The organism is Pontibacter ruber, from assembly GCF_023630205.1.
Classification (GTDB): Bacteria; Bacteroidota; Bacteroidia; order Cytophagales; family Hymenobacteraceae; genus Pontibacter; species Pontibacter ruber.
The window spans coordinates 50,984-71,767 of the sequence record NZ_JALPRR010000002.1 but is presented as its reverse complement, the minus strand read 5'-3'; the positions used below and the strand labels follow the sequence as shown (position 1 = coordinate 71,767).

Annotated in this window: 19 protein-coding genes and 1 tRNA gene; 10 read left to right on the top strand and 10 right to left on the bottom strand. The window is 47.9% G+C overall.

Annotation, left to right across the window (positions count from 1 at the left end; genetic code table 11):
• Positions 1 to 57 precede the first annotated feature (57 nt).
• On the bottom strand, positions 58 to 1,830 hold the full coding sequence (locus MJ611_RS07135; protein WP_250428925.1) for a cellulase family glycosylhydrolase: 1,773 nt from the start codon (positions 1,828 to 1,830) through the stop codon (positions 58 to 60).
• A 172-nt stretch (positions 1,831 to 2,002) separates the two neighbouring features.
• Between MJ611_RS07135 and MJ611_RS07130 the strand changes: the two genes are divergently transcribed.
• On the top strand, positions 2,003 to 2,659 hold the full coding sequence (locus MJ611_RS07130; RefSeq protein ID WP_250428923.1) for a hypothetical protein: 657 nt from the start codon (positions 2,003 to 2,005) through the stop codon (positions 2,657 to 2,659).
• Between the two features lie 97 nt (positions 2,660 to 2,756).
• Positions 2,757 to 2,948, top strand: a complete 192-nt coding sequence (locus MJ611_RS07125) for a CsbD family protein (protein ID WP_250428922.1) — start codon at positions 2,757 to 2,759, stop codon at positions 2,946 to 2,948.
• A gap of 249 nt (positions 2,949 to 3,197) precedes the next feature.
• On the opposite strand, the gene MJ611_RS07120 is transcribed toward MJ611_RS07125, so the two are convergent.
• From MJ611_RS07120 to MJ611_RS07100, 5 genes are all read right to left on the bottom strand, one after another.
• The gene (locus MJ611_RS07120; RefSeq protein ID WP_250428921.1) at positions 3,198 to 3,707 is read right to left on the bottom strand and encodes a hypothetical protein; all 510 of its coding nucleotides are present in this window, start codon (positions 3,705 to 3,707) and stop codon (positions 3,198 to 3,200) included.
• A gap of 1 nt (position 3,708) precedes the next feature.
• Positions 3,709 to 4,314: a type II toxin-antitoxin system MqsA family antitoxin gene (locus MJ611_RS07115; protein WP_250428920.1), complete on the bottom strand. Its 606-nt coding sequence runs from the start codon at positions 4,312 to 4,314 to the stop codon at positions 3,709 to 3,711.
• 483 nt (positions 4,315 to 4,797) lie between these two features.
• The gene (locus tag MJ611_RS07110) at positions 4,798 to 5,253 is read right to left on the bottom strand and encodes a restriction endonuclease subunit S (RefSeq protein ID WP_250428918.1); all 456 of its coding nucleotides are present in this window, start codon (positions 5,251 to 5,253) and stop codon (positions 4,798 to 4,800) included.
• 17 nt (positions 5,254 to 5,270) lie between these two features.
• Positions 5,271 to 6,038 (bottom strand): DEAD/DEAH box helicase family protein, encoded by a 768-nt coding sequence (locus MJ611_RS07105; protein WP_250428916.1) that lies wholly within the window; start codon positions 6,036 to 6,038, stop codon positions 5,271 to 5,273.
• 203 nt (positions 6,039 to 6,241) lie between these two features.
• A tRNA-Ile gene (locus MJ611_RS07100) sits at positions 6,242 to 6,315 on the bottom strand.
• A gap of 90 nt (positions 6,316 to 6,405) precedes the next feature.
• On the opposite strand from MJ611_RS07100, the gene MJ611_RS07095 reads away from it, so the two are divergent.
• Together MJ611_RS07095 and MJ611_RS07090 are read left to right on the top strand one after the other, a co-directional pair.
• Positions 6,406 to 7,038: an HAD family hydrolase gene (locus MJ611_RS07095; RefSeq protein ID WP_250428914.1), complete on the top strand. Its 633-nt coding sequence runs from the start codon at positions 6,406 to 6,408 to the stop codon at positions 7,036 to 7,038.
• A complete protein-coding gene (locus MJ611_RS07090; RefSeq protein ID WP_250428912.1) occupies positions 7,025 to 8,317 on the top strand; it encodes a site-2 protease family protein in 1,293 nt (430 codons plus the stop codon). Before MJ611_RS07095 ends, MJ611_RS07090 begins: the two co-directional genes overlap by 14 nt.
• 766 nt (positions 8,318 to 9,083) lie before the next feature.
• Here MJ611_RS07090 and MJ611_RS07085 read toward each other — a convergent pair.
• From MJ611_RS07085 to MJ611_RS07070, 4 genes are all read right to left on the bottom strand, one after another.
• Positions 9,084 to 9,386, bottom strand: a complete 303-nt coding sequence (locus MJ611_RS07085) for a rhodanese-like domain-containing protein (RefSeq protein ID WP_250428910.1) — start codon at positions 9,384 to 9,386, stop codon at positions 9,084 to 9,086.
• Complete coding sequence (locus MJ611_RS07080; protein WP_250428908.1) at positions 9,383 to 11,206, bottom strand: T9SS type A sorting domain-containing protein; 1,824 nt, start codon at positions 11,204 to 11,206, stop codon at positions 9,383 to 9,385. The genes MJ611_RS07085 and MJ611_RS07080 overlap by 4 nt, the downstream gene beginning before the upstream one ends.
• A gap of 58 nt (positions 11,207 to 11,264) precedes the next feature.
• Positions 11,265 to 12,041 carry a PASTA domain-containing protein gene (locus tag MJ611_RS07075; RefSeq protein ID WP_250428905.1) on the bottom strand — a complete coding sequence of 259 codons (777 nt, stop codon included), beginning with the start codon at positions 12,039 to 12,041 and terminating at the stop codon, positions 11,265 to 11,267.
• A 152-nt stretch (positions 12,042 to 12,193) separates the two neighbouring features.
• Complete coding sequence (locus tag MJ611_RS07070) at positions 12,194 to 14,896, bottom strand: D-alanine--D-alanine ligase family protein (RefSeq protein WP_250428903.1); 2,703 nt, start codon at positions 14,894 to 14,896, stop codon at positions 12,194 to 12,196.
• Positions 14,897 to 16,038: 1,142 nt separating this feature from the next.
• Here MJ611_RS07070 and MJ611_RS07065 point away from each other — a divergent pair.
• From MJ611_RS07065 to MJ611_RS07040, 6 genes are all read left to right on the top strand, one after another.
• Complete coding sequence (locus MJ611_RS07065) at positions 16,039 to 17,238, top strand: phosphoglycerate kinase (RefSeq protein ID WP_250428901.1); 1,200 nt, start codon at positions 16,039 to 16,041, stop codon at positions 17,236 to 17,238.
• A 166-nt stretch (positions 17,239 to 17,404) separates the two neighbouring features.
• Entirely contained in the window at positions 17,405 to 17,626 is a 222-nt protein-coding gene (locus MJ611_RS07060; protein ID WP_250428899.1) for a VF530 family protein, read from the top strand.
• 17 nt (positions 17,627 to 17,643) lie between these two features.
• On the top strand, positions 17,644 to 18,027 hold the full coding sequence (locus MJ611_RS07055) for an SRPBCC domain-containing protein (RefSeq protein WP_250428898.1): 384 nt from the start codon (positions 17,644 to 17,646) through the stop codon (positions 18,025 to 18,027).
• Positions 18,028 to 18,039: 12 nt separating this feature from the next.
• On the top strand, positions 18,040 to 19,626 hold the full coding sequence (locus MJ611_RS07050; protein WP_250428896.1) for an amidase family protein: 1,587 nt from the start codon (positions 18,040 to 18,042) through the stop codon (positions 19,624 to 19,626).
• A gap of 73 nt (positions 19,627 to 19,699) precedes the next feature.
• Positions 19,700 to 20,095, top strand: a complete 396-nt coding sequence (locus MJ611_RS07045; protein ID WP_250428894.1) for a hypothetical protein — start codon at positions 19,700 to 19,702, stop codon at positions 20,093 to 20,095.
• A 95-nt stretch (positions 20,096 to 20,190) separates the two neighbouring features.
• A complete protein-coding gene (locus MJ611_RS07040; RefSeq protein WP_250428892.1) occupies positions 20,191 to 20,742 on the top strand; it encodes a hypothetical protein in 552 nt (183 codons plus the stop codon).
• The last annotated feature ends 42 nt before the right edge of the window (positions 20,743 to 20,784 follow it).

Below are 20,784 nucleotides of genomic sequence, written 5' to 3'. Positions count from 1 at the left end.
GGGAGAGGCTTTCGCTTTTTATACTTTGTGTGATGAACTTGTTGAGAAGAGTTACTACTAGCTTTTGCTTAACTGAATGTAATTCAGGTTAAAACCACCTTTTTCAACTTTTATTCTCAATGTATTCGCACCTTTCTTCAGACGAACATTCCTTTTATGAATGGTTTGCCAGGCTGTTGAGCTGCCGGTATTCGGTACAGTTATACTTCCCGGCACAGTGCTGGCATTAGCCTGTAGCAACACCTGGCCTTCTTTCTCAGAGGCAACTCTAAGCCCAACAGTATACTTACCTGCTTTCTGTACACTGATGGTATACTGCAGCCATTCGCCTTCTTCCGTCCAGCCAACACCATAACCATTGTTAACATCATCATGAATCAGCATAATATCCACGCCATCGTTACGGTAGGTGCGTCCGTGGTTCCAGGCTGTGCGCTCGCCTCCTGTGGCAACATGATAATTAGCTGTGTCTTTATCAAAGTAAGCTCTTCCGTTTCTGCCCAAATCATAGTCAACAGCATAAACTGTGGTAGTGGCTTTTCCCTTCACTAAATGATTTCTGAATGGCTTTACCTCATCTGATTTAACCTGCCTGAACATGGCATCTACCACGTCTTTATGATAAATGCAGTTCTCAAGTTTGGTATCTTCTGCTAACTGCATCAGTGCAGAGAAGGCTTTGTCCTGATCCGGCTTGGCGCCTTTGCCGCGCCAGTAATCCAGTATGTGTTGGTAACCCGCATTTACCTTTACTTCCAGCGGATTGTTGAAACCCAGCTTTTTTAGCGGCCACCACGCCCAACCGATGTTGTTCCGCTCCAGCAGGGCAATCGCATCACGGAACCAGAGGTTAGAGTTCTCCCCTGTTTCTCCCAACCAAACGGGCACGTTGTACTGTTCGCGCATGGCCAGCATGTTTTGTATAGAAGCCTGGTCGTTGTAGTTCCAGTATTTGTGGAAGCTGAGTACCATGTTGCTGTCCCAGGGTGGCATCATGCCGGCATAGTTGTTGCCCCAGCAGTTTCCCTCAATGATAACGATATGGTTCTTATCTACTTCCCGGATAGCCTTGGTAATTGCCTTCTGTAGTTGCAGCAGCGGCGCGTTCTCTTTTTCGTTGCAGCCATTTTTATCTGTCGCATTCTGGAAGCCCCAGTTGGGCTCATTGATCAGATCGTAGCCACCAATCCAGGGCTCATTAGCATAGCGTTCCGCCAGTTTTCGCCAGAGTGCAATAATCTTTTCCTGATTCTCCCTGCTATCCCAAAGAGATGGCTTGTTGGGATCGCGGTCAGCAATGGCATTGTCGTTGCCTTGTCCGCCGGGAGCTGCGTGTAGGTCCAGGAAGAGGTACATGTTGTTTGCCTTGCACCAGGCCAGCAAGCTGTCCGTCATAGCAAATCCTTTTTCATGCCAGGTCTGCTGCCCTTTTACTGGTTCTTCTTCTACCGGTAAAGTATACAGGTTATAGTGCATCGCCAGCCGCACAGAGTTAAAGCCCCATGCCGCCATTGAGTCAATATCTATTTCCCGGGTATGGTTAGCCAACCAAGCATTGTAGAACTGCTGTGTTTTCACTGGCCCTACCAGCTCTTCTACCTTCCTCCGGATCTCGCCCTGTGTTCCTGCGACCCCGGAAACCTGTAGCATGTATGGCTCCTGCAACATCCAGCCTCCAAGCCCCATTCCGCGCAGCAAAACGTTTTCGCCTCGCTCATTCACTATTCTTTTACCATCTGCTTTCAGGTATCCCTGTCCACTTCCCTCCCGAGAAAAGAGCAACATGAACAGCAATAGCCAGCAACCGCTTCGGAGTATAGTTTTATTCATTTTATAAGGGTTTAAGTTAATGCTGCATCTTACCCAAGTATAGCTGCAGCTGTGTCTTCAACTAAATATATAGGATAGATAATAAAGAACAAAAGCCCTGACTGGCAGAATTACTCCTGAAAGAGGTTCGTATAACCTTAATAAACGTCCGGGGAGAAGGGGAACTGTGCAGATGAAAAGTATAAACTACGCATGTTTTTTATTGTTCGGGCTGCTGATGCCTTTTCTGTGTATAGGGCAAAGCAGAAGCTGGGAAGTTGCGGTAGCCGGCGGAGCTGTCCAAAACTTTAAAACACCCCTACGTATTCAACAGCACGACTTTGAGACCATCCGCCTGGATGCCCGGTACCGCACCGAACCATTCAACCCGCCGGTATACTACGACATCCGGGTAAGCACCTGGAAAGAAGCCAAAGGCTGGAAAGTAAAGTTCACGCACCACAAACTCATCCTGCGCAACAGACCGCCCGAAGTACAGCGCTTTTCCATTACCGACGGTTTCAACCTGCTTACTCTTAACCGCATGTGGAACTACAAAGGTCTGACCTGGTCGGCCGGTGGCGGCATCGTGATCACACACCCGGAATCTACCATTCGTAACAGGCCATTTCCGGAGAACAGGGGCATCCTGAACAAAGGGTATTATGTTTCCGGCCCCACCCTGGAGGCAGCCGTTGCCAAGCGTTATTATTTTGCGAACAGGTGGTTTGTGCTGGGAGAAGGAAGGGTCACTGCCTCTTACGTGCAGGTGCCTGTTACAGATGGTGAGGCACATGTCACCAATGTAGCTTTACATGCTTTACTGGGTCTTGGTTTCAAGCTAAACTAACTCCTAATTATCTTCTATTTAAACAGAATAACTTACTGATTCTTAGTCCGTAAAATTTAATAGAGCAATATTATTTTAAAACTAAACCGGTAAAGCCATGAGAGAGTCAGAATATAGAGCAAGAGGAAACTGGAACGAGCTGAAAGGAAAAATGAAGCAGCAGTACGGCGACCTGACCGATGATGATCTTACCTACCAAGAGGGCAAGGAAGATGAGTGGCTGGGCAGGCTTCAGCAGAAGACCGGCAAAGCCAAACACGACCTGAAAAGATGGATTGATTCATTGTAATCTGCTTAAAAACTAAACATCCCCGCATTATGGTGATCGCATGGTGCGGGGATTTTTGTGTTTGGTGCGCCACCACCCATAGTGAGGCTAAGTAATGGCTGAGCGAAAATCTATAAAGTATAAGCACCTGCTTTTTGCAAGTACGGTAGCTGGTGCAGTTTGCCCACTAAAGCATCTTTTATTGGGGCGAACATTTCACCTGGCAGGATGGGATGCAATTCGAGATAGCTTGAGTGGGGTGGAAATGGATTAAGCTTTTTTATCCGTCTTTTTCTTTTTCTCTGGCATAGGTTGCTGTATAAGACTTTGTGCATTAACTATATGTAAGGAGAATCCCTCTAAATTAGTCCCTAAAGTTTTCATCATGACCATACCGCGTGCAGTTGAGTATGCCGTACCTACCAAAGGTATGACCAATTCAGGAGCCGGAAGTCTTTCTTGTACCCCAGGTATCTCAATAGAGTAATCAGCTAAATTTTCAACTACAAACGTAAAACCAATTTGGAAGTGGCCTTCAGTACCAATTGCCTGACCTGCCTGGTTTACAGCAGCGCAGTCTATCTCCAGCTCTATTCGTATTTCATTTTCGGCTAAATTAAAGCCCTTTTTGTGAGATACTTTATTAGTAAAGCCTGCTACTTTTTTATCTTCTATATCAGTTGCAACCGGCAGGGTTTTAATACTAATGTCAGTAAAAGCTGCCCATAACAACTGTGCTTTTGTAAAATCAACTGGAAGAGAAAGTTTTGATTCGCTCATATTATGCAGCAGTTGCTGCGTTTAAAGAAATTGATGGAACTTGTGAGCCTGTATCTGGCAGATAGCTAAAATCAGTAAATGATTTGTCATTCAGATTAATTGAGGCAGCATGCTCTTCACCAGGATTTACTTTTGGTGTATTCTCAACTTCAACGATTTGGGTCTTACCATCAAAGTATCTCAGCAGGGCTTTCTTAGTTTTTTCAGGAAGACCATCAGCCTGCGCAGACAAGATATAAGGTAGCGCTCCCTGATTGACTAATAAGCGTAAAAGTAATAAGTTAGCACCCTTGGGCATTTCGCCATTTTCGTAATAACGATACTGATTCACGCCGAAATTTAGCAAAGCCGACATCTGTCTTTTACTAAGACCCAGTTGTTTTCTGATAGCCTGTAATTGAGCAATTGTAGGTATTTTATGTCGTTCCCTCCATAAGTTATGTACCCGCTCTATTACAGCGTCATTCATTTCGCCAGTTGCAAAACGGTTGCCGGTATCCACACATTCATAGCTTTCAACTTCGAGCGTAAACTGCTCGTCTTTAAAAGTTATAGTTTCAGGGGCAGTTATCTTTCTAACTTCTCCTCCTGTATATGGGCTTTTCATATTTAAAATCTTATTAGCTGTTAAAAGGGTAATTCATTTTATACTCTGACGGGTGAAATGAAATACAAATAACTTCTCAGTTTGGGTAACCTAACTGAAGTTTGATATAAAACTCAGTTTCTAGCTTTTTCCTTTTGGGATTTTCAGGCTTAATGTTTTTTCCGAATACCCACAGATCGCCTTTGCTGGGTACGTTTTGGTCGTCTGCCATAGGGCCTTCGGAATAGTTAGCAATGGTTAGCTCTTTTAAGAAACCAACTTACTTGAACTATAGCCCCATTCTGCTAACATGGTATATGAATCAAGGTTTTTACCTCTTCTGTCAAAAAACACTTGTTGAAAGTCAAGTTTTATCTTCAGCTCTTTAAGGAATGCCTCTACTTGCTCTACAGTCGGAAGATTAATTTGTTCGGTCCCCAAAACTATTACCTTTTAACTCACAATGCAACTAATAAGTTGCAAAATATTCAACATTATTGAATTTCATGATACTAACACCCCCTGCACCGCTGTGGCCGCAGGTATAGCTTCCTCCTTTTCAGGCTTTTCCACTCCCCACACTTTGGCGATTCTGTTTTTTATCTTCTGCTCAAAAATCTGAACCAGCTGCTTGTTGGCGTTTACCAGTTCCTGCTCTTTTTCGAGTTTAACGACAATTTGATTTTGCACATCAATTGTAGGTATAAAAATTTTAAGCTCACGAATTAATTGTGCGTTTAAATTACTTTGGTTTCCGCCCCTTGCATCACTAATCAATCTTAAATGCTGGTATAGACCTTGTAGCTGATAATAAAGAAAAGATGTCTCTATTTTTGGGCTTGTTATTGAAATTGCAGCAACAGCCTGATTAATTGCAGCTTCAATTCCGAGTATTGCAACTCTGCCTCTTGTTATACCTTGTCCATACATTGCCATTAATATTGTACCTGCCTTTATCATTCTGGCTGAAGAATTTTCTAGCCCTTGCTGAGTAATAAACTCTTCTGCTTCATAAATATGGTTAAAACATATTTGGCCTGTTTTGACAGAAACAGGCGGATTACAGCGGCAGAAGTAAGGGTCTTGCCTGTACCTGTTGCCATTTCAAACAGAAAACGGTCCTTCCCTTCGTGCACAGCCTTCTGCAAATGCCGGATGGCATTCAGTTGGTAGTGTCTTAGAAACCGAAGCCCATTATTCCAGATAAAGTCTTTGCTGTTCTGAACTAAACCATTCCAACCTGGCCGCTCGGCGTAATCCGGCATTTGCACACTCGCAATAAAATCGCTTGCAACAGGTTCAGCAGCCAAAGCCTTTCTATCTGGATTCCATTGCTTAATGGCTCCAATTTCATGTGGCGATGGGAATTTAAGAATGGTAGTAGGATTGCCTTTCTTCAGGTCCCAAAGGAAGTGAGCAACCCCATTGGATAAGATGATAAATTGAGCGCCGACTGAATTGGCGTATTTTCTGGCCTGCTCCTTTGCTGTAAGCGGATGTATACTTTCCTTTTTAGCCTCCAGCACACAAACTGGCTTCTGGTTGCTATCTACTAACAGATAATCAAGTGACCCACCTTTCGTCTTTTCAAAGTCATTCCCCCATGCATCAACTTCCTTTTGCGTGATCTTCACATGATTTTCGAGCAGCACATTTGCCGGACCTTCAGCATCGTCAAAAAAACGCCAGCCTGCTTCAGTCAGAAGCTGGTTAATTTTTATCCGCGCATGCGCTTCGTTTTTCATCCTGTCGCAAAGTTTGTTTCAGCATTGAGGCTATTAGAAGCAAAATCTATAAAGATAGCGATTTATTAATAAACAGGAAATGGATTGTTAGAAATAGAGAAAGGTAAATGATCTAGCTTTGATCAGACAAAAACTTTAAGATATAGATATACAAAACAAAAAAACACTTACATCTTTTCAGATATAAGTGCTTGATTTTCAAGTGGGCCCACCTGGAATCGAACCAGGCACCTACTGATTATGAGTCAGTTGCTCTAACCGAATGAGCTATAGGCCCGTTCCCTATTAAGAAATTGCTTCCTTTGATTTGGGAGTGCAATTCTACATATTTGTAGCGAGATATTCAAATACAAGACAAAATTTTTCTGTGGATTTAACCAATATCAAAAATATCATCTTCGATCTCGGCGGGGTCATTATCAACCTGGATTACGATAAGAGCATACGCGAAATGCAGAAGTATAGCAGAAGCGGCAGCCCGATCCAGTTTACCCAACGGGCACAGTCCCGGCTGTTCGACCTGTACGAAACGGGCAACAGCACCTGCGAGGAGTTCCGCGACAGCCTGCGTCGTGAGTATGATCTGGAAGCAACCGACGAGCAGATTGATGACGCCTGGAATGCCATGCTGTTAGATATACCAAAAGAGCGCATTGACCTGTTGCGTGAACTTGGTAAGCAGTACCGCATTTTCCTGCTCAGCAATACCAATGCCATTCACCTGAAGCGCTTCAATGAGATCGTAGCACATAGCTTCACGATTCCTAGTTTGGATTCACTTTTTGAGCAGACGTATTACTCGCACCTGGTTGGCCTGCGTAAACCTGACGCTGCTATTTTTGAACAGATCCTGGACGAGAACGGACTTCAGAAAGAAGAGACACTCTTTATCGACGACAGCATTCAGCACGTTGAGAGCGCCAGAAATTTAGGCCTGCAGACGCTGCACCTGCAACCACCACTAACTATAAACCAGGTATTCAGGCATGTTGCTATCTAAGCGACAGCGTAGTTACGGCCTGCACCTGCTGCTTTTTCTTATCACCCTGGCTACTACTACCATGTCAGGTGCCGAGTGGCGGTACGGCAAAATGTTTTTCCTGGGCCCGGAAGGCTTTACAGGCAGCGGCACTATTTCCTGGGCTGAGTTTTTAGGTGGCCTGTACTTTTCGTTACCCTTTCTGGGAGTGCTTACTGTTCACGAGTTTGGCCATTATTTTACAGCTAAGTTTTACCGTACGCGGGTTACGCTCCCCTACTATCTGCCCTTGTGGTTTGGGGTAACTTCCACGATCGGTACCATGGGAGCTTTTATCCGAATCAAAGGCCGCATCTTTTCCCGAACACAGTTCTTTGATATCGGCATTGCCGGTCCGCTGGCTGGCTTTGTGGTAGCTGTGCCTTTGCTTTGGTACGCTTTTACGCATCTGCCCGAGCCCGAATACATTTATACCATACATCCGGAATATAAGCAGTATGGCCTGGACTACGCTCAGCACGTCTACCGCGATTCTATGGGCAACTTAGCTCTTGGGAAGAACCTTCTTTTTTTATTTTTCGAGCGATTCGTAGCACCAGACCAGACGCTTCTCCCTAACCAGTATGAGGTAATCCATTACCCGTTTGTTTTTGCGGGGTACCTGGCTTTGTTCTTTACAGCCCTTAATTTACTGCCCATCGGGCAGCTGGACGGCGGGCACGTATTGTACGGCTTGCTGGGTTACAGAAGGTTTAACCAGCTGTCTCCGATCTTTTTTACCCTGTTTATACTTTATGCGGGCTTGGGGGTGATTTCGCCTTACGCCAAGCCGCTGTGGGCAGAAGAACTGCTGGTTATCTATGTTCCGTTTATGTTCTGGGCATTCAAAAAGCTGCTGCATAACTCCCGCTATGGTTTTGCAGCAGCTTTTGTTATGCTCATGGTGCAGTACAGTGCAGCTGCCACATTTCCGGAGTTGGAGGCCCACATCTGGCTATGGCCTGCTTATGTGCTCTACCTGGTGTTTGTACTGGAGCCAGCCGTGCCCAAACCACACTATGTATTCTACCTGGCCTCCCTGGTGCTGGTACTGCAGGTACTGATTTCGTTGGCTTTTCCGGAAGCAGATGGCTACAGCGGCTGGATGTTGTTTGGCCTGTTGCTGTCGCGGCTGATGGGAATTTACCACCCCTCCAGCCCTGATGAGGCACCGCTTACCCCGGCACGTAAGGTGTTGGGCATACTTGCGTTTGTGGTCTTCCTGCTGTGCTTCAGCCCTTCGCCTTTTATTGTGGAGTAGGTCTTTTAATTACGAATTAAGATTTACTAATTACGAATGCGGTTTTACCACATTTCGGCCCTTTCCTAAGAGCAGTAGAGGAAGTTTAGACCTCGCAGCGTGCGCACCTCCTGCGAACGTCTGGGTGGCTGTGGTGTTTAGTCAGAATTAGGATTTACAGGATTATTGGATTAGCAGGATTTACCTACCCCTCCGAGGAGGTGAATTCTGCTTGTTGCCTCTTTGCAGGTATAAGTTTCATAGTTGCTTTGGTCCAACCACCCCTAACCCCTCCTTTTCTAAGGCGGGAAACTCTGTTACTGTTATACTAGAAGTATGAGTTTCATATCTACTGTTAATCATCCCTCTGCCCCCTTCAAAGGAGGACTTTGTTCCCGTTGCATAACACTCTGCTATCGAACTTATTTCCAGTCCTCGGGTTGAGCGCCTTCTATTGTTGCGGTGCTGAGCCTAGCGAAGCAGCCCGCAGCGGAGCGAGGAGCAGCTTCAATAGACAGCGCGATGCCCGAGGACGAGGCCCCGCGGCCCTGAGCGCACAAAAGTACAAAATGAAACTTATAGACAAATGAGACTGAGGAACAAAGGCTACGACGAAGCAAAGGCCAGCTTGCCACAAGTATAAACTTCAACTACTACAGATTTCTCGCTCTGCTCGAAATGACAAGTTATATAATGACAAATAGTCAAAACCAGAAGAGGCGCAGTGTAATTACACTGCGCCTCTTCTGGTTTAATCCAGCGAAAGCTATTATGTCAACAACCCTTATTATCCTTTAAAAGCTGTAATACCACCCAGCAGGTTTCTTACATTGCTGAAGCCTTGCTGTTGCAGGAAAGCCTTGGCAGAAGCAGAGCGGTTACCAGATTTACATTGCACGATCACTTCCTGATCTTTGTAATCCTCCAGGTCTTCCAGGCGTTGTGGCAGAGTGCCGAGCGGTATGTTTTTAGCACCTGCAATATTTGATTCCTGGTACTCCCAGTCTTCGCGCACGTCTATAATGATTGGTGTTTCGCCCTTGTTTAAGCGATCTTTCAGTTCTTCTACGGTTATGTCTGTCGTGATCATAGTTTATTAAGTATTATCTTTTTTGTTAGAACAGTAGTACGGGTTTCTATTCGCAATGTGTAAAGCCCACGGGCCAGGTGATGCAGCGATACAGGCTCATTTATACCTGTATAGCTTTGGGTAAGCACCACACGCCCTGTAACATCATACAAACTTAGTTTTTTATACGTGCCTGAGATGTATAAGTCACCTGCAGATGGATTTGGGTATACTTGTACCTGTTCCGTATTTAGCTCCTCGTCCGCAGCCAGCGCCTCCCCTGTCATGACTGGGCGCATCATAACAGCACCTTTGGCAGAAGAATCCTGTCGCCAGCCATTCAGGGTCGTCCACAGGTATAATTTACCCGCTGCATTTTCATTCAGGTCGAAACCGACGTTTGCGTATAGACTACCCGGTTGGCTCCAGCCGATGTAAAAGCTGCCGTTGACGAAAACAGGCTTTGTCAGCTCTACCTCATAGAACGTATTGCGCCATTCGGTGTACTGTATTTTGAAGCTTTGCTCATGCAGTATTCTGCCGGGCACTCCGTTGTTGTCTTCCCAGATGCGGAAGGTGAGCGAAGTATTGGACAGGTCATTGCGCAGCCTCAGAAAGTGTACCCGGAATGCACGGATCTGGTCAGGCAGGTTCAGGTCGAAGCGCTGCGCCAGTTGTGAGTTGCCCGAAGCCGGAAAGCTAAGACTTTGCTCGGCTGTGCCATCGTCGTAGGCGAAGTAGTCAGAGAACTCAGTCTTGCGGATGGTGCTATCGTTGGCCCGCTGCAGGGCATTAGGTTCTCTGGTGTCCAGCACCAGGCCATGCTCCAGCACAAAGGCCTCCTGCGTCAGGTTCAGATTGGTTACCCTTGTGTTTCCTTTAATTTCAAACTGCTGCGCCAGAGCCGGTACCAGTCCCTGGTCACGAAGAAAAGTATCGGCTGGAGCGCCTGACTTTTTGATGAAACCACGCCAGTTGATCGCTCCCGGCAAAGTGCCCAGGTTATTTACCGTCGTCAGTACTTCCTCCCGCAGGTTGGCTGCCGGATCCTGCAGAAACTGCCGGTACGGCATGGCGGTGTACGACTTTAGCAGCGGCGTTATGGTCTGGCTGATGGCAATGTCGCGGTTGGTATTTTGCCCTTTCCGACGGTTGCGGTCCAGCTCCACATAATCCAGGTTCCAGACATCCAGCATGCCCGAGCGTTCTCCTTCGCTTCGGAACCGGAACTGGAAATCATTATGAAAGAAGCGTGCGTCCTGAACAGGAACGATCACCTGGGCAAATTCTGTAACGTTGCCTACACCCGGCTGCGTCCAGACCGGCACCCAGTTACCGCTGGCGTCCTTAAACTGAAGCTGCAGAAAAGCAGTGTTGTCCGTCGTTCTGTCCGGCACATCACCCAGACCACCCGACTGCCAGTAAAAGCTCAGGTAAACCGAATCAGACGGTGCCAATCCTCCCAAGGTGATGGGCTGTGAAGTTAACGTATCGGCCGGGCCACGCCCCACAGAATTCGGAGCATAAGGAGCACCATTGGCATTCAGACCATCGAAAGTGGCTACATTCCTGGTAACTGGTTTTACAGCAAAGCGATTGTTGATGTAGACACCGCTGTTTACCCAGCGTGCAGGATCAGGCGAAGATGAAGTGACAGTGGCAAAATCGTCGAAGAAAGGCAGCGGAAGCGGTTCCTGGGCCAGTCGCTTGGATGCGTTTATACTTTGGACTGATGGCTGAGCAGCCTGTGTATTGTACGGCAACGGCGAGAGCACCACCTGAGCCATGGCACCCACACATAACCATAAACAAGTAAGCGTTAGCACCAGCTCTTTCTTCATGCTGCCATTTTATTTGGTTTAAAGTAAAAGCGCCCGCCGCAGGGCAGGCGCTTCCGGATTATTCTATTGCTTGTACGGTCTCTTCGCCAGCTACCCACAGGTCAACCAGCTCGCCCACCCGTATTTTGGCTCCTACTTCGGCAATCGGGCGCTGCTTTAGTACCGTGCCGTCTGCTTCGCCGCTGCCCTGCACATACAGGATAGTACCGATCTGCAGTCCCTGCCCTACCAGCAGCACGGAGGCTTCGTCAACCGGCATACCTACTACGTTCGGAATCTCAAACTCGGTATTACCCAATCCGTCGCCTACGTGCAGGTCAACCACAGAACCTTTTGCTATCGGCTCGCCCGGCTTTACTTCTTTGCCATTCACAAACTGCTTTAGTACAGCGTTCTGTTGCAGGTCAGGCACATACTTTACCTCGCCTTTCTTCAGGTCGTAGCTTTTCAGGATCAGTTCCGCATTTTTCACCGATCCATCGATCAGCTTTGGCATCTTGATCATTGGCGGGTTCTTCATATTGATGGAAACGTAGATCTTACGGTCTTCCTTCACACTGGCACCCGGCGCCGGATCCTGGGTCAGGATCTCGAAAGGCTTCCTGTCGGAGTTGTAGCTCGAATCGTTTACGTAGTATCGCAGCTTTTGCTCCTCGAGGTACTCCTCGGCTTCAGGCAGTTGCATACCCGTAATTTTCGGCACCGAAATAGACTCACCGTGGTTTGTGGCAGAAGGAAGGTATACATAAAAGAAACCTACTATCAACAGGGCCACAATTACCCCGATCACAACAAGATGTTTTATAACATCTACAAAAGAATTCGCTTTGAACATGCTTTTAATTGCTGATTGCTGGATTGTTTGAACCAGGATGCGAAGGTTAAAAAAGGATTTTCAGGATTTATACCTAAGCTTCCGTCTCCTCCATTCACTCATTCAAAATTGCCCAACACTCTAACTTTTTAACTCTATAACTCTCTAACTCCTTAAACCGTGGCTTTCATTTTGGTGCGCTCTATGCCATAACGCAGAATGCGGTCGATGAAGTCGTATGGCTTGTACCCGTTGATGGCGGTCTGGTGGAAGATACAGGTTGCCGGCGTCATACCTGGCAAGGAGTTCACCTCGATGATGATTGTCTCCACCTCGTCGTTCTCGAACACCCGCACAAAGGCATCGATACGAGCATAGCCTTCGATCTGCAGGATCTGCGCCACGCGCTTCAAATCTTCCTTCACTTTGTTGGAGATCTTCTGACGGCGCTCCGGATCGGCTGCATAACGCGCCGGTGTAATGTTCTGACCCTCGCCTGCCAGAAACTTCTCTTCCAGCGACAGTACTTCGCCCTCAGCTAATGCTTCCGATGCTTCGAACACTTCGTAATCTACAGTGCCGTCCGGCGCATACTTGGTCAAGAGGCCGCCGGTAATCTCCAGGAAGTGCTTGGCGCCTTCTCTCGAGATCAGTGTCTCGATCAGGAAGCCCAGCTTGTTTGGGAACTCCTCCTTGAAGCCCAGCGACAGGGTACGGGCGCACTCGGTATCGAGTTCTTCCATCTCGCGGAAGATCAGGGTAGTGAATGCTTCCAGTTCTGCACGGTTCTTTATCTTTTTCACGGCCGAGCTGCAACCGTCGTCGGCTGGCTTGGCAATGAAAGGATAGTTGAAGTCGCGTTCTATACTTTGGAAGAAGGCTTCCTTGTCTTTCTGCCAATCCTCTTTCCAGGCCATGCGATGCTTGGCCACCGACACACCATGCTGGTGCAGGATCTCGTTGGTCTCATACTTGTTGATGGTGATCTGCGAAGAGCGGATGCCGGAACCGTTGTACGGGATGTACAGTTTTTCCAGTTCGGTCTGCAGCGCGCCATCCTCACCCGGACGACCGTGCAACGCAATAAACACCGCGTCCACCAGGTTTTTCAGTTGGCTGTAGGTGATGCGCTGCGGCTCTTCCAGGCTGCGGCCGGTATACTTGCGGGTGATGCTGGCAGCTTCTTCTATGATCTGCTCCAGTACCGGGTGCGGTCTGCCGCCATGCTCAAAGTGCTGGATCTTTTCCTTGATATCGTCTGCATTATCCTTCAGCATAATATTGATCGGAATGGTGTACAGACGATGCTCTTCGTTGCTGCCGGTCAGGAAGATTGGCAGCGGCTCATACTTGGTAGACGAAGAAAGCTTCTCGTAAATGTTACGGCCGCTCTCTACGGAAATATGGCGTTCAGACGAGTAGCCACCCATGATCACGCCCACGCGGATCTTGTCGTAGCGGTGCGCCTGCTCGTCTTTTATACTTGTGTCCAGTTCAGCCAGCAGTCGCGTTAATCTTACAGTGTCTTTGCCCGACTTCAGGCGTTCTGCTACCGACGTACGGATGATGTAGGTCAGGAACTGCGACGGGTTCAGGCCGATTTCGGCTGCCTGGTGGAAGAAGAACGACGACGGCAACATACCGGAAGTTGTGTTTGGGTCGTTCAGGAAGATTTCACCACTTTCCGTGATAAAGCCATCCAGACGGGCATACACGTTAAAGCCAAAGGCCGTGAACAGCCTGCTCGTCGCCTGGCGAATGCGCTGGATCTCCTCTTCTGGCAGGTTGATCGGTGTGATCTTACGGCTCAGGCCTGGCAGGTATTTAGAGCGGTAATCGAATACCTCGCTGCCTTTTACGATCTCGGTTGGCGGCAATGCAATAGGCTTACCCGCTTCGTCCTGCACCACGATGCACGAGAACTCGCGCCCTTTGATGAAGGCTTCTACCAACACCTGCTGCTCATGCTCGATGTTAATCAGCTTAATAGTATCAGTGCCTGTAGTATTGAACGTATGGTTGATGCGGTTGAATAGTTCTTCCGGATGGTAAATGATGGTGCCGTCTTCCAGCATCACCGGCATACCGATTCCCTCACGGATATCCACCAGCTGTTTTATACTGGCCAGTTGCTTCTCCTCGCCCATCGCCAGCCACTGCGCTTTGTAGATGGTTTTGGTAAAGAAACTGCGGTCCATACCTGCCTCGAAGGCGGCAAAATCATTTTCTTTAACGATAGACACACCAATAGAAGAGCCCTGGTGTGGCGCCTTCAGTACCAGCGGCAGCCCAAGATCGGCTACCAGGCTATCGAACAGCTGCTGACGGTTGCCCTGCTCCTGCCATTCGTTGTACTGTACGGTGCGGTAGTCCGGGGTTGGGAAGCCGTGCTGCTTCAGCATTTCCTTCTGCGCCACTTTGTCGATACCGATGGCAGACGGAAGTATACCGGAACCTGAGTAAGGTATATGGTACCACTCCAGCAAGCCCTGGATGCTGCCATCTTCGCCATACGGGCCGTGCAGCGTCAGGAAAGCAAAATCGAAGTGGTTGCGGAATTGGTGCGGCAACAGGCGCTTACCAGCCTTGGCAATAATGCGGTCCTGCTCCTCAATGCTCAGCTCGCCAAAGGATTCCAGGTAAATCTGCAGCCCGTGCTCGCTCTCCGGCAGGGCCTCCACCGGCGGATAAAAGTCGCGGATAGTACCTTTGTAGATGTACTGCCAGTCCAGCAGAATAAAGTTGCCCAGGCTGTCGGCAAATACCGGAACCGCCTCAAAAAGGGACTTATCTAAATTATCGTAAACCGTACGGCCGCCCGCAAACGAAATCTCACGCTCGCGCGAAGGACCACCGAAAATTATACCTATTCTCATCTCCGCAAAGGTAACAAAATTAGCCACTACTTCAGCAAGCCTGCAGTGGCCGTAACTTGTTGTTTAAATGTTGTTATTTCTGATTCTAAACGTACTACTCCGGCTAATCCGGATTGCAGCTTCTAAAGTAGAAACTTTTCCTTTTCCGCAGCAAGTTTATTTGCCTGTTTTACCTGTTAACACTTCTGCCGGGGTTCTAGGTCCATTTTGGGAGTGCTGAGCCTTAAGTTGGTCTAACCACCTCCACTTGATGAATTATGAATTATGAAATATGAAATATGAATGGAGGTTACCTGCCCAAACAGGAGACGGTGGTTATTAAGTATAGTTACTGGCGCGAATCTCCAGATTCGTGACTAACCAGGCCTGTTGATTCTCTGACTCAACTGGCCTGCAGGGACAGGGAATGGCAGGGCGCTAGAGACATAAGGAGAGCTCTTAATCAGCTAAAGTATAAACCTACCCCTAACCCCTCTGAGGAGGGGAATTCTGCCTTTGCCTCTTTGCAAGTATAAGTTTCATAGTTGCTGTGATCCAACCACCCCTTACCCCTCCTTGTCTAAGGAGGGGAGTTTGGCTACTGCTATACATTGAAGTATGAGTTTCATTGCCTCAGCTTTAGCACGGACAGGTTGCGACCTGTCCCTACAATGGGATCCAGTTGCATAGCCGCCAGCTAAGCAGTGTCAACAGCAGTCCTTGGGTTGGGCGCCTATGCGAGTTTTTCCGGTGTTGCGCGAGCAACATTGCGACGCAGGAGCAAAGGAAAAGCTCCCAGCGCTCAACCCGAGGACGAGGCCCCGCGGCCGTGAGCGCACCAAACTAGCTATGAAAGGAGCAGTTTGTAAGACTGAGGAAACAAGTAGCTTCGAAGCAAAGGCTTGTTAGCGTCAAGTATAAACTTCAGCTATAAGTATAAGATTTCTCGCTCTGCTGGAAATGACAGAAGAATTTATGAACAGAGCATCTATCAATAATTTTTATTCCCTTCCCTCCTATTAACAAACAACCCTAAAAAAACGTAAAACTTACACATTATAGCCATTTTACTATATTTGTCTGACCGAAGCGGATTTGCGTCTGGTCCATAACCTGAACTACTCGATTAACGATAAACGAAAACAAATCTTTAAGCATACTTCATGAGAACCATAGACGAGTACAACTTTGCCGGCAAAAGAGCGCTGGTGCGTGTGGATTTCAACGTTCCGCTGGACGCCCAATACCATATCACCGACGACACCCGCATCCGCGCGGCTGTTCCTACCATCCAGAAGATCCTGAACGACGGAGGGTCTGTTATCCTGATGTCGCACCTGGGCCGCCCGAAGTCGGGGCCGGAGGAGAAATACTCGTTGGTGCACCTGGTACCCCACCTAACCGAAGAGTTTAAAGCCAATGTTCGCTTTGCTAAAGACTGCATTGGCGAAGAAGCCGTGCAAATGGCACAGCAACTGCAGCCGGGCGAGATCCTGCTGCTGGAGAACGTGCGCTTTTACAAAGAAGAAGAAAAAGGCGACCCTGCTTTTGCCGAGCAACTGGCACGTCTGGGCGATGTGTATGTGAACGATGCCTTCGGTACAGCACACCGCGAGCACGCTTCAACCGCCGTTATTGCGCGTTACTTCCCGAACGACAAGATGATGGGCTATGTGATGCAGGCTGAACTGGACAATGCTACTCGTGTGCTGGATAATGCGGAGCGTCCTTATACCGCCATCATGGGTGGTGCCAAAATTTCTGACAAGATCCTGATCATTGAGCGCCTGATGGACAAAGTAGACAACCTGCTGATAGGTGGCGGTATGTCTTATACGTTCGTGAAGGCGGATGGCGGCCAGATCGGCTCGTCGCTGGTAGAAGAAGATAAAGTAGAACTGGCTCGTCGCTTGATCGCGATGGCAAAAGAAAAGGGTGTGAACCTGATGATCCCGGTTGATTCTGTGATTGCCGATGAGTTCAGCAACGACGCTAACGTGGACGTGTGCCTGAGCCACCACATCAAGCCGCTTTGGATGGGCCTTGACATCGGTCCGGAAGCACGTGACCAGTATGCAGCTGTGATCCGCAACTCCAAAACCATACTTTGGAACGGCCCGATGGGTGTGTTCGAGATGTCGAACTTCTCGGTTGGCACCGAGGCCATTGCCGATGCCGTGGTAGAAGCAACCCGTCGTGGCGCGTACTCCCTGATTGGAGGTGGCGACTCGGCTGCAGCTGTAAACAAATTTGGCTATTCTGACAAGGTTTCTTATGTATCGACAGGCGGTGGTGCGCTGCTGGAGTACATGGAAGGCAAAACGCTTCCGGGTGTGGCTGCCATCGAGCGCGACAACTACTAAGTATAACTGAAACGATAATGTATAAAATCCCCTGTTGCTGTGCTGCAGCAGGGGATTTTTCATATCTTTCTCCTGAGAATCTCGCTACCTTTGGTCAGACAACGCGCTGCTTTTCGTAGACATTGAAAGTATAAGCGGCGCCACCTGAACGACAACAAAGTATACGATGGCAGAACAAAAGAACAACCCCCTGCACGGCAAGACCCTGGAGCGCATACTGGTGCAGCTGGTAGATTATTATGGCTGGGACGAACTGGGGTACAAGATCCGGATCAACAGCTTTACCAAGAACCCAAGTATAAATTCGAGCCTGAAGTTCCTGCGCAAAACGCCTTGGGCACGCCAACAGGTAGAAGACCTTTACATTCGTACGTTTTATTCTGAATAAGCAAAGTATAGCACAACATGAAAGACTATAAGAAATATTATACCATCCCGGCCGAACCCGAGCTGGTGTATGCAGCCCTCACCAACCCGCTTACCCTGCAAGCCTGGACCGGCGACCCAGCAGAAATGTCAACAGAACCGGGCTCGGAGTTTTCGCTTTTCGAGGGCAATATTGTTGGCAAAAATCTGGAGTTTGAAGAAGGCAAGAAGATCGTGCAACAGTGGTATTTTGGCGATCAGGAGGAAGAATCCATCGTTACCATCAAGCTGCACCCGCACAAGCAGGGTACCTCGGCAGAGCTGCGCCACACCAACATCCCCGATGAGGCCTACGACGACATAGTAGAAGGCTGGAACGAAGCCTACTTTGGCGCCCTGATCGAATTTTACGAAGGAGAATAACTATAAAAGCCTATGCAGAAAACATCTACACCTGTTGCCTTCGTTTTCCTGGTGCTCTGCCTGCTAACCTTTACCCGCTGCACTCCTACAGCAGAAAAAAGCACGAAAGCAGCCGAAAAGTTTGAGGTAGAAGAAGCCACCATTGCTGGCATACACCAGGCCTTCCGCGAAGGCACCTGCACCTGCGAGCAACTGGTAACTACTTACCTGCAGCGCATCGAAAAGTATGACCAGCCCACCAGGCTCAATGCCATTGTGGTTACCAACCAGGAGGCTCTTGCCACTGCCAAAGCGCTGGACGAGGAGTACAGGAAAACGAAAAAGCTACGCAAGCTGCACTGTATACCCCTTATCGTAAAAGACAACTTCAACACCATTGGTCTGCAAACTGCAGCAGGTTCGCTGGCCATGAAAGGGTATATACCCAATGAGGATGCCTACCAGGTACGGGTTTTGAAAGAAGCTGGGGCCGTTGTTTTGGCAAAGTCTAACATGGCCGAATGGGCCTTCAGCCCGATGGTAAGTATAAGCTCCATTGCCGGCGAAACCCTGAACCCTTATAACCTGCAGCACGTGCCGGCCGGCTCCAGTGGCGGAACGGCCGCAGCGGTAGCCGCCAACATGGGTACCGTAGGCCTCGGCTCCGACACCGGCAACTCCATTCGCGGACCTTCTTCGCACAACGCACTGGTAGGTTTCCGTTCTACCCTCGGCCTTACCAGCCGCCACGGCATCGTACCGCTTTACCTGCGCAACGACGTAGGTGGCCCCATGGCACGCACCGTAGAAGATGCAACCAAGATACTCGAAGTAATAGCCGGTTACGATCCTGCCGACCCGATCACCAAGTATAGCCAAGGCAAAGTACCGCAGAACTACACCCGGTTCCTGAACAAAGACGGCCTGAAAGGCGCCCGCATCGGCGTGCTTCGTACTTTAAGCGATAAAGATCCGGACCCGCAGGTAAAGGCGCTGTTCGAGCAGGCCCTTGCCGACCTGAAAAGACTGGGAGCCGTGATCGTGGATCCGATTGAGATAGCCGGCTTCGACAGCCTGCGCAAAGACCAGTGGTGCGATGTGTTTCAGGAAGATATCAATGCATATTTGGCCTCTGCAGGACCAAACGTGCCGGTGAAGAACCTGCAGGAGATCGTGGCTTCGGGCAAATACTCGCCTTACATAGAAGAGAACCTGAAATACTTCCTGGAGCACCAGGACAACCAGCACAACCCGAACCACACCTGCTCCGATCCTTTCACCGACCCCAGAAGAATTGCTTTCCGGCAGGCCATCGAGCAGGCCATGGACAAGCACCAGCTGGGCGCCATCGTCTACCCCACCTGGAACAACCCGCCTGCTAAAGTTGGCGACTTCAAAGGCTACAAAGGCGACAACAGCCAGATCATAGCCCCGCATACTGGGCAACCTGCTTTTACTGTGCCGATGGGTTATACTTACGACAACTTACCTGCCGGCCTCCAGTTCCTGGGCCGTATGTTCGATGAGCCTACCCTGATAAAGTATACTTACTCCTACGAGCAAGGCACCAAACACCGAAAACCTCCCGTGCAGTTTAGCGAGCGAGCGGCTAGGGAGTAGATTACTTTATACATAATGCAGATAAGCGTATGTTGTCGTTTATACAGTAGTTAGGTGGTATTAAAAAAGAAGAATGAAAAGTTTTAACCCGAAATATTACTTTGGAACATACTTATTTTATCCTTTGGTAATAGGGATGTCATTCTGGTTAAGTATAGGAGCAATAGGCAATTATCAAAAAGGTATAATTGAACTTCATACTTTGCTTTTCATTATTGTTGTTAGCTTATTTCTGCTTTCTTGGCTATACCTTTTCAATAAAAATAAATTTAGAACAATTGACTTCTATGAAAGTGAATTAGTTTTTACCAATGTTTTAGGAACAGTTAAAAAGGTTAAAAAAGAAGAAATAAAGAATATATCACCTTTGGGAATAAAGTATAAAAATCAAGTTCTGCCAATCTCCTTTTACTTCATGGATAATAGATCTGATTTATTTTTCTGTCTGGAAGAATGGAGGAATAAGTAAAAATAACGCCACCTAACAAGACCTAAACGCCAGCATCGGCTGACTGCCTCAGCCGTCGTTTAGCAAAACCGTTGCATGGTATATTAATCAAAAGAATGGAAGTTAAGAGAACCTTGAGTCTACTGTTTCAGCAAGTATGGTACATCGGATGGACTATCCTTACTCTTCTCAGCTTCTATTTTTCTATGGTGGGTGGATATGCCTACGTAGTATTTGTTGGAGTCATTGTCGGAATATCTCAAACTGTTGTATTAGGTTGGCTTAAAGAAACCAAATATGCTGGGTTGTGGCTGATAAACTCATTTGTATGGGGCTATATTACTCACTCATATCAAGGAGATGAAAATTTTGACCAGTTCCTTTGGCTTCTACCTGTTCTACTTCTTCCATTAAATGAAGTTATTCTCTGGATTATCTTCCGCAGGTCCAGTAGATTCATCTGGACAGGCTTGAATTTACTTGCCTATGGATATATCTACTTAATCTATAAAGGGGCAGATTTGCTCATTCCATTAGAACTTCAATACAATGACGCAATTCAAGTTGTACTGATGTTCATAGCATTAGCACCTTATTCGATTATAAGTGGATATGCTATTTATTTAGCCTACATAAAACTACATCATACAACAACAGCTTTACGGTAGCTACGCCACCGCAAAGCCAAGTCCGTTAGGGGGAAACAGAAT

Bases quoted from the DNA above. Each gene is read 5' to 3' on its own strand.
- MJ611_RS07120 (WP_250428921.1), bottom strand. From the start codon at position 3,707: ATGAGCGAATCAAAACTTTCTCTTCCAGTTGATTTTACAAAAGCACAG.
- MJ611_RS07060 (WP_250428899.1), top strand. From the start codon at position 17,405: ATGGCAGAACAAAAGAACAACCCCCTGCACGGCAAGACCCTGGAGCGC.
- MJ611_RS07125 (WP_250428922.1), top strand. From the start codon at position 2,757: ATGAGAGAGTCAGAATATAGAGCAAGAGGAAACTGGAACGAGCTGAAA.
- MJ611_RS07135 (WP_250428925.1), bottom strand. From the start codon at position 1,830: ATGAATAAAACTATACTCCGAAGCGGTTGCTGGCTATTGCTGTTCATG.
- MJ611_RS07070 (WP_250428903.1), bottom strand. From the start codon at position 14,896: ATGAGAATAGGTATAATTTTCGGTGGTCCTTCGCGCGAGCGTGAGATT.
- MJ611_RS07085 (WP_250428910.1), bottom strand. From the start codon at position 9,386: ATGATCACGACAGACATAACCGTAGAAGAACTGAAAGATCGCTTAAAC.
- MJ611_RS07075 (WP_250428905.1), bottom strand. From the start codon at position 12,041: ATGTTCAAAGCGAATTCTTTTGTAGATGTTATAAAACATCTTGTTGTG.
- MJ611_RS07130 (WP_250428923.1), top strand. From the start codon at position 2,003: ATGAAAAGTATAAACTACGCATGTTTTTTATTGTTCGGGCTGCTGATG.
- MJ611_RS07115 (WP_250428920.1), bottom strand. From the start codon at position 4,314: ATGAAAAGCCCATATACAGGAGGAGAAGTTAGAAAGATAACTGCCCCT.
- MJ611_RS07050 (WP_250428896.1), top strand. From the start codon at position 18,040: ATGCAGAAAACATCTACACCTGTTGCCTTCGTTTTCCTGGTGCTCTGC.
- MJ611_RS07040 (WP_250428892.1), top strand. From the start codon at position 20,191: ATGGAAGTTAAGAGAACCTTGAGTCTACTGTTTCAGCAAGTATGGTAC.
- MJ611_RS07105 (WP_250428916.1), bottom strand. From the start codon at position 6,038: ATGAAAAACGAAGCGCATGCGCGGATAAAAATTAACCAGCTTCTGACT.
- MJ611_RS07080 (WP_250428908.1), bottom strand. From the start codon at position 11,206: ATGAAGAAAGAGCTGGTGCTAACGCTTACTTGTTTATGGTTATGTGTG.
- MJ611_RS07045 (WP_250428894.1), top strand. From the start codon at position 19,700: ATGAAAAGTTTTAACCCGAAATATTACTTTGGAACATACTTATTTTAT.
- MJ611_RS07090 (WP_250428912.1), top strand. From the start codon at position 7,025: ATGTTGCTATCTAAGCGACAGCGTAGTTACGGCCTGCACCTGCTGCTT.
- MJ611_RS07110 (WP_250428918.1), bottom strand. From the start codon at position 5,253: ATGATAAAGGCAGGTACAATATTAATGGCAATGTATGGACAAGGTATA.
- MJ611_RS07065 (WP_250428901.1), top strand. From the start codon at position 16,039: ATGAGAACCATAGACGAGTACAACTTTGCCGGCAAAAGAGCGCTGGTG.
- MJ611_RS07055 (WP_250428898.1), top strand. From the start codon at position 17,644: ATGAAAGACTATAAGAAATATTATACCATCCCGGCCGAACCCGAGCTG.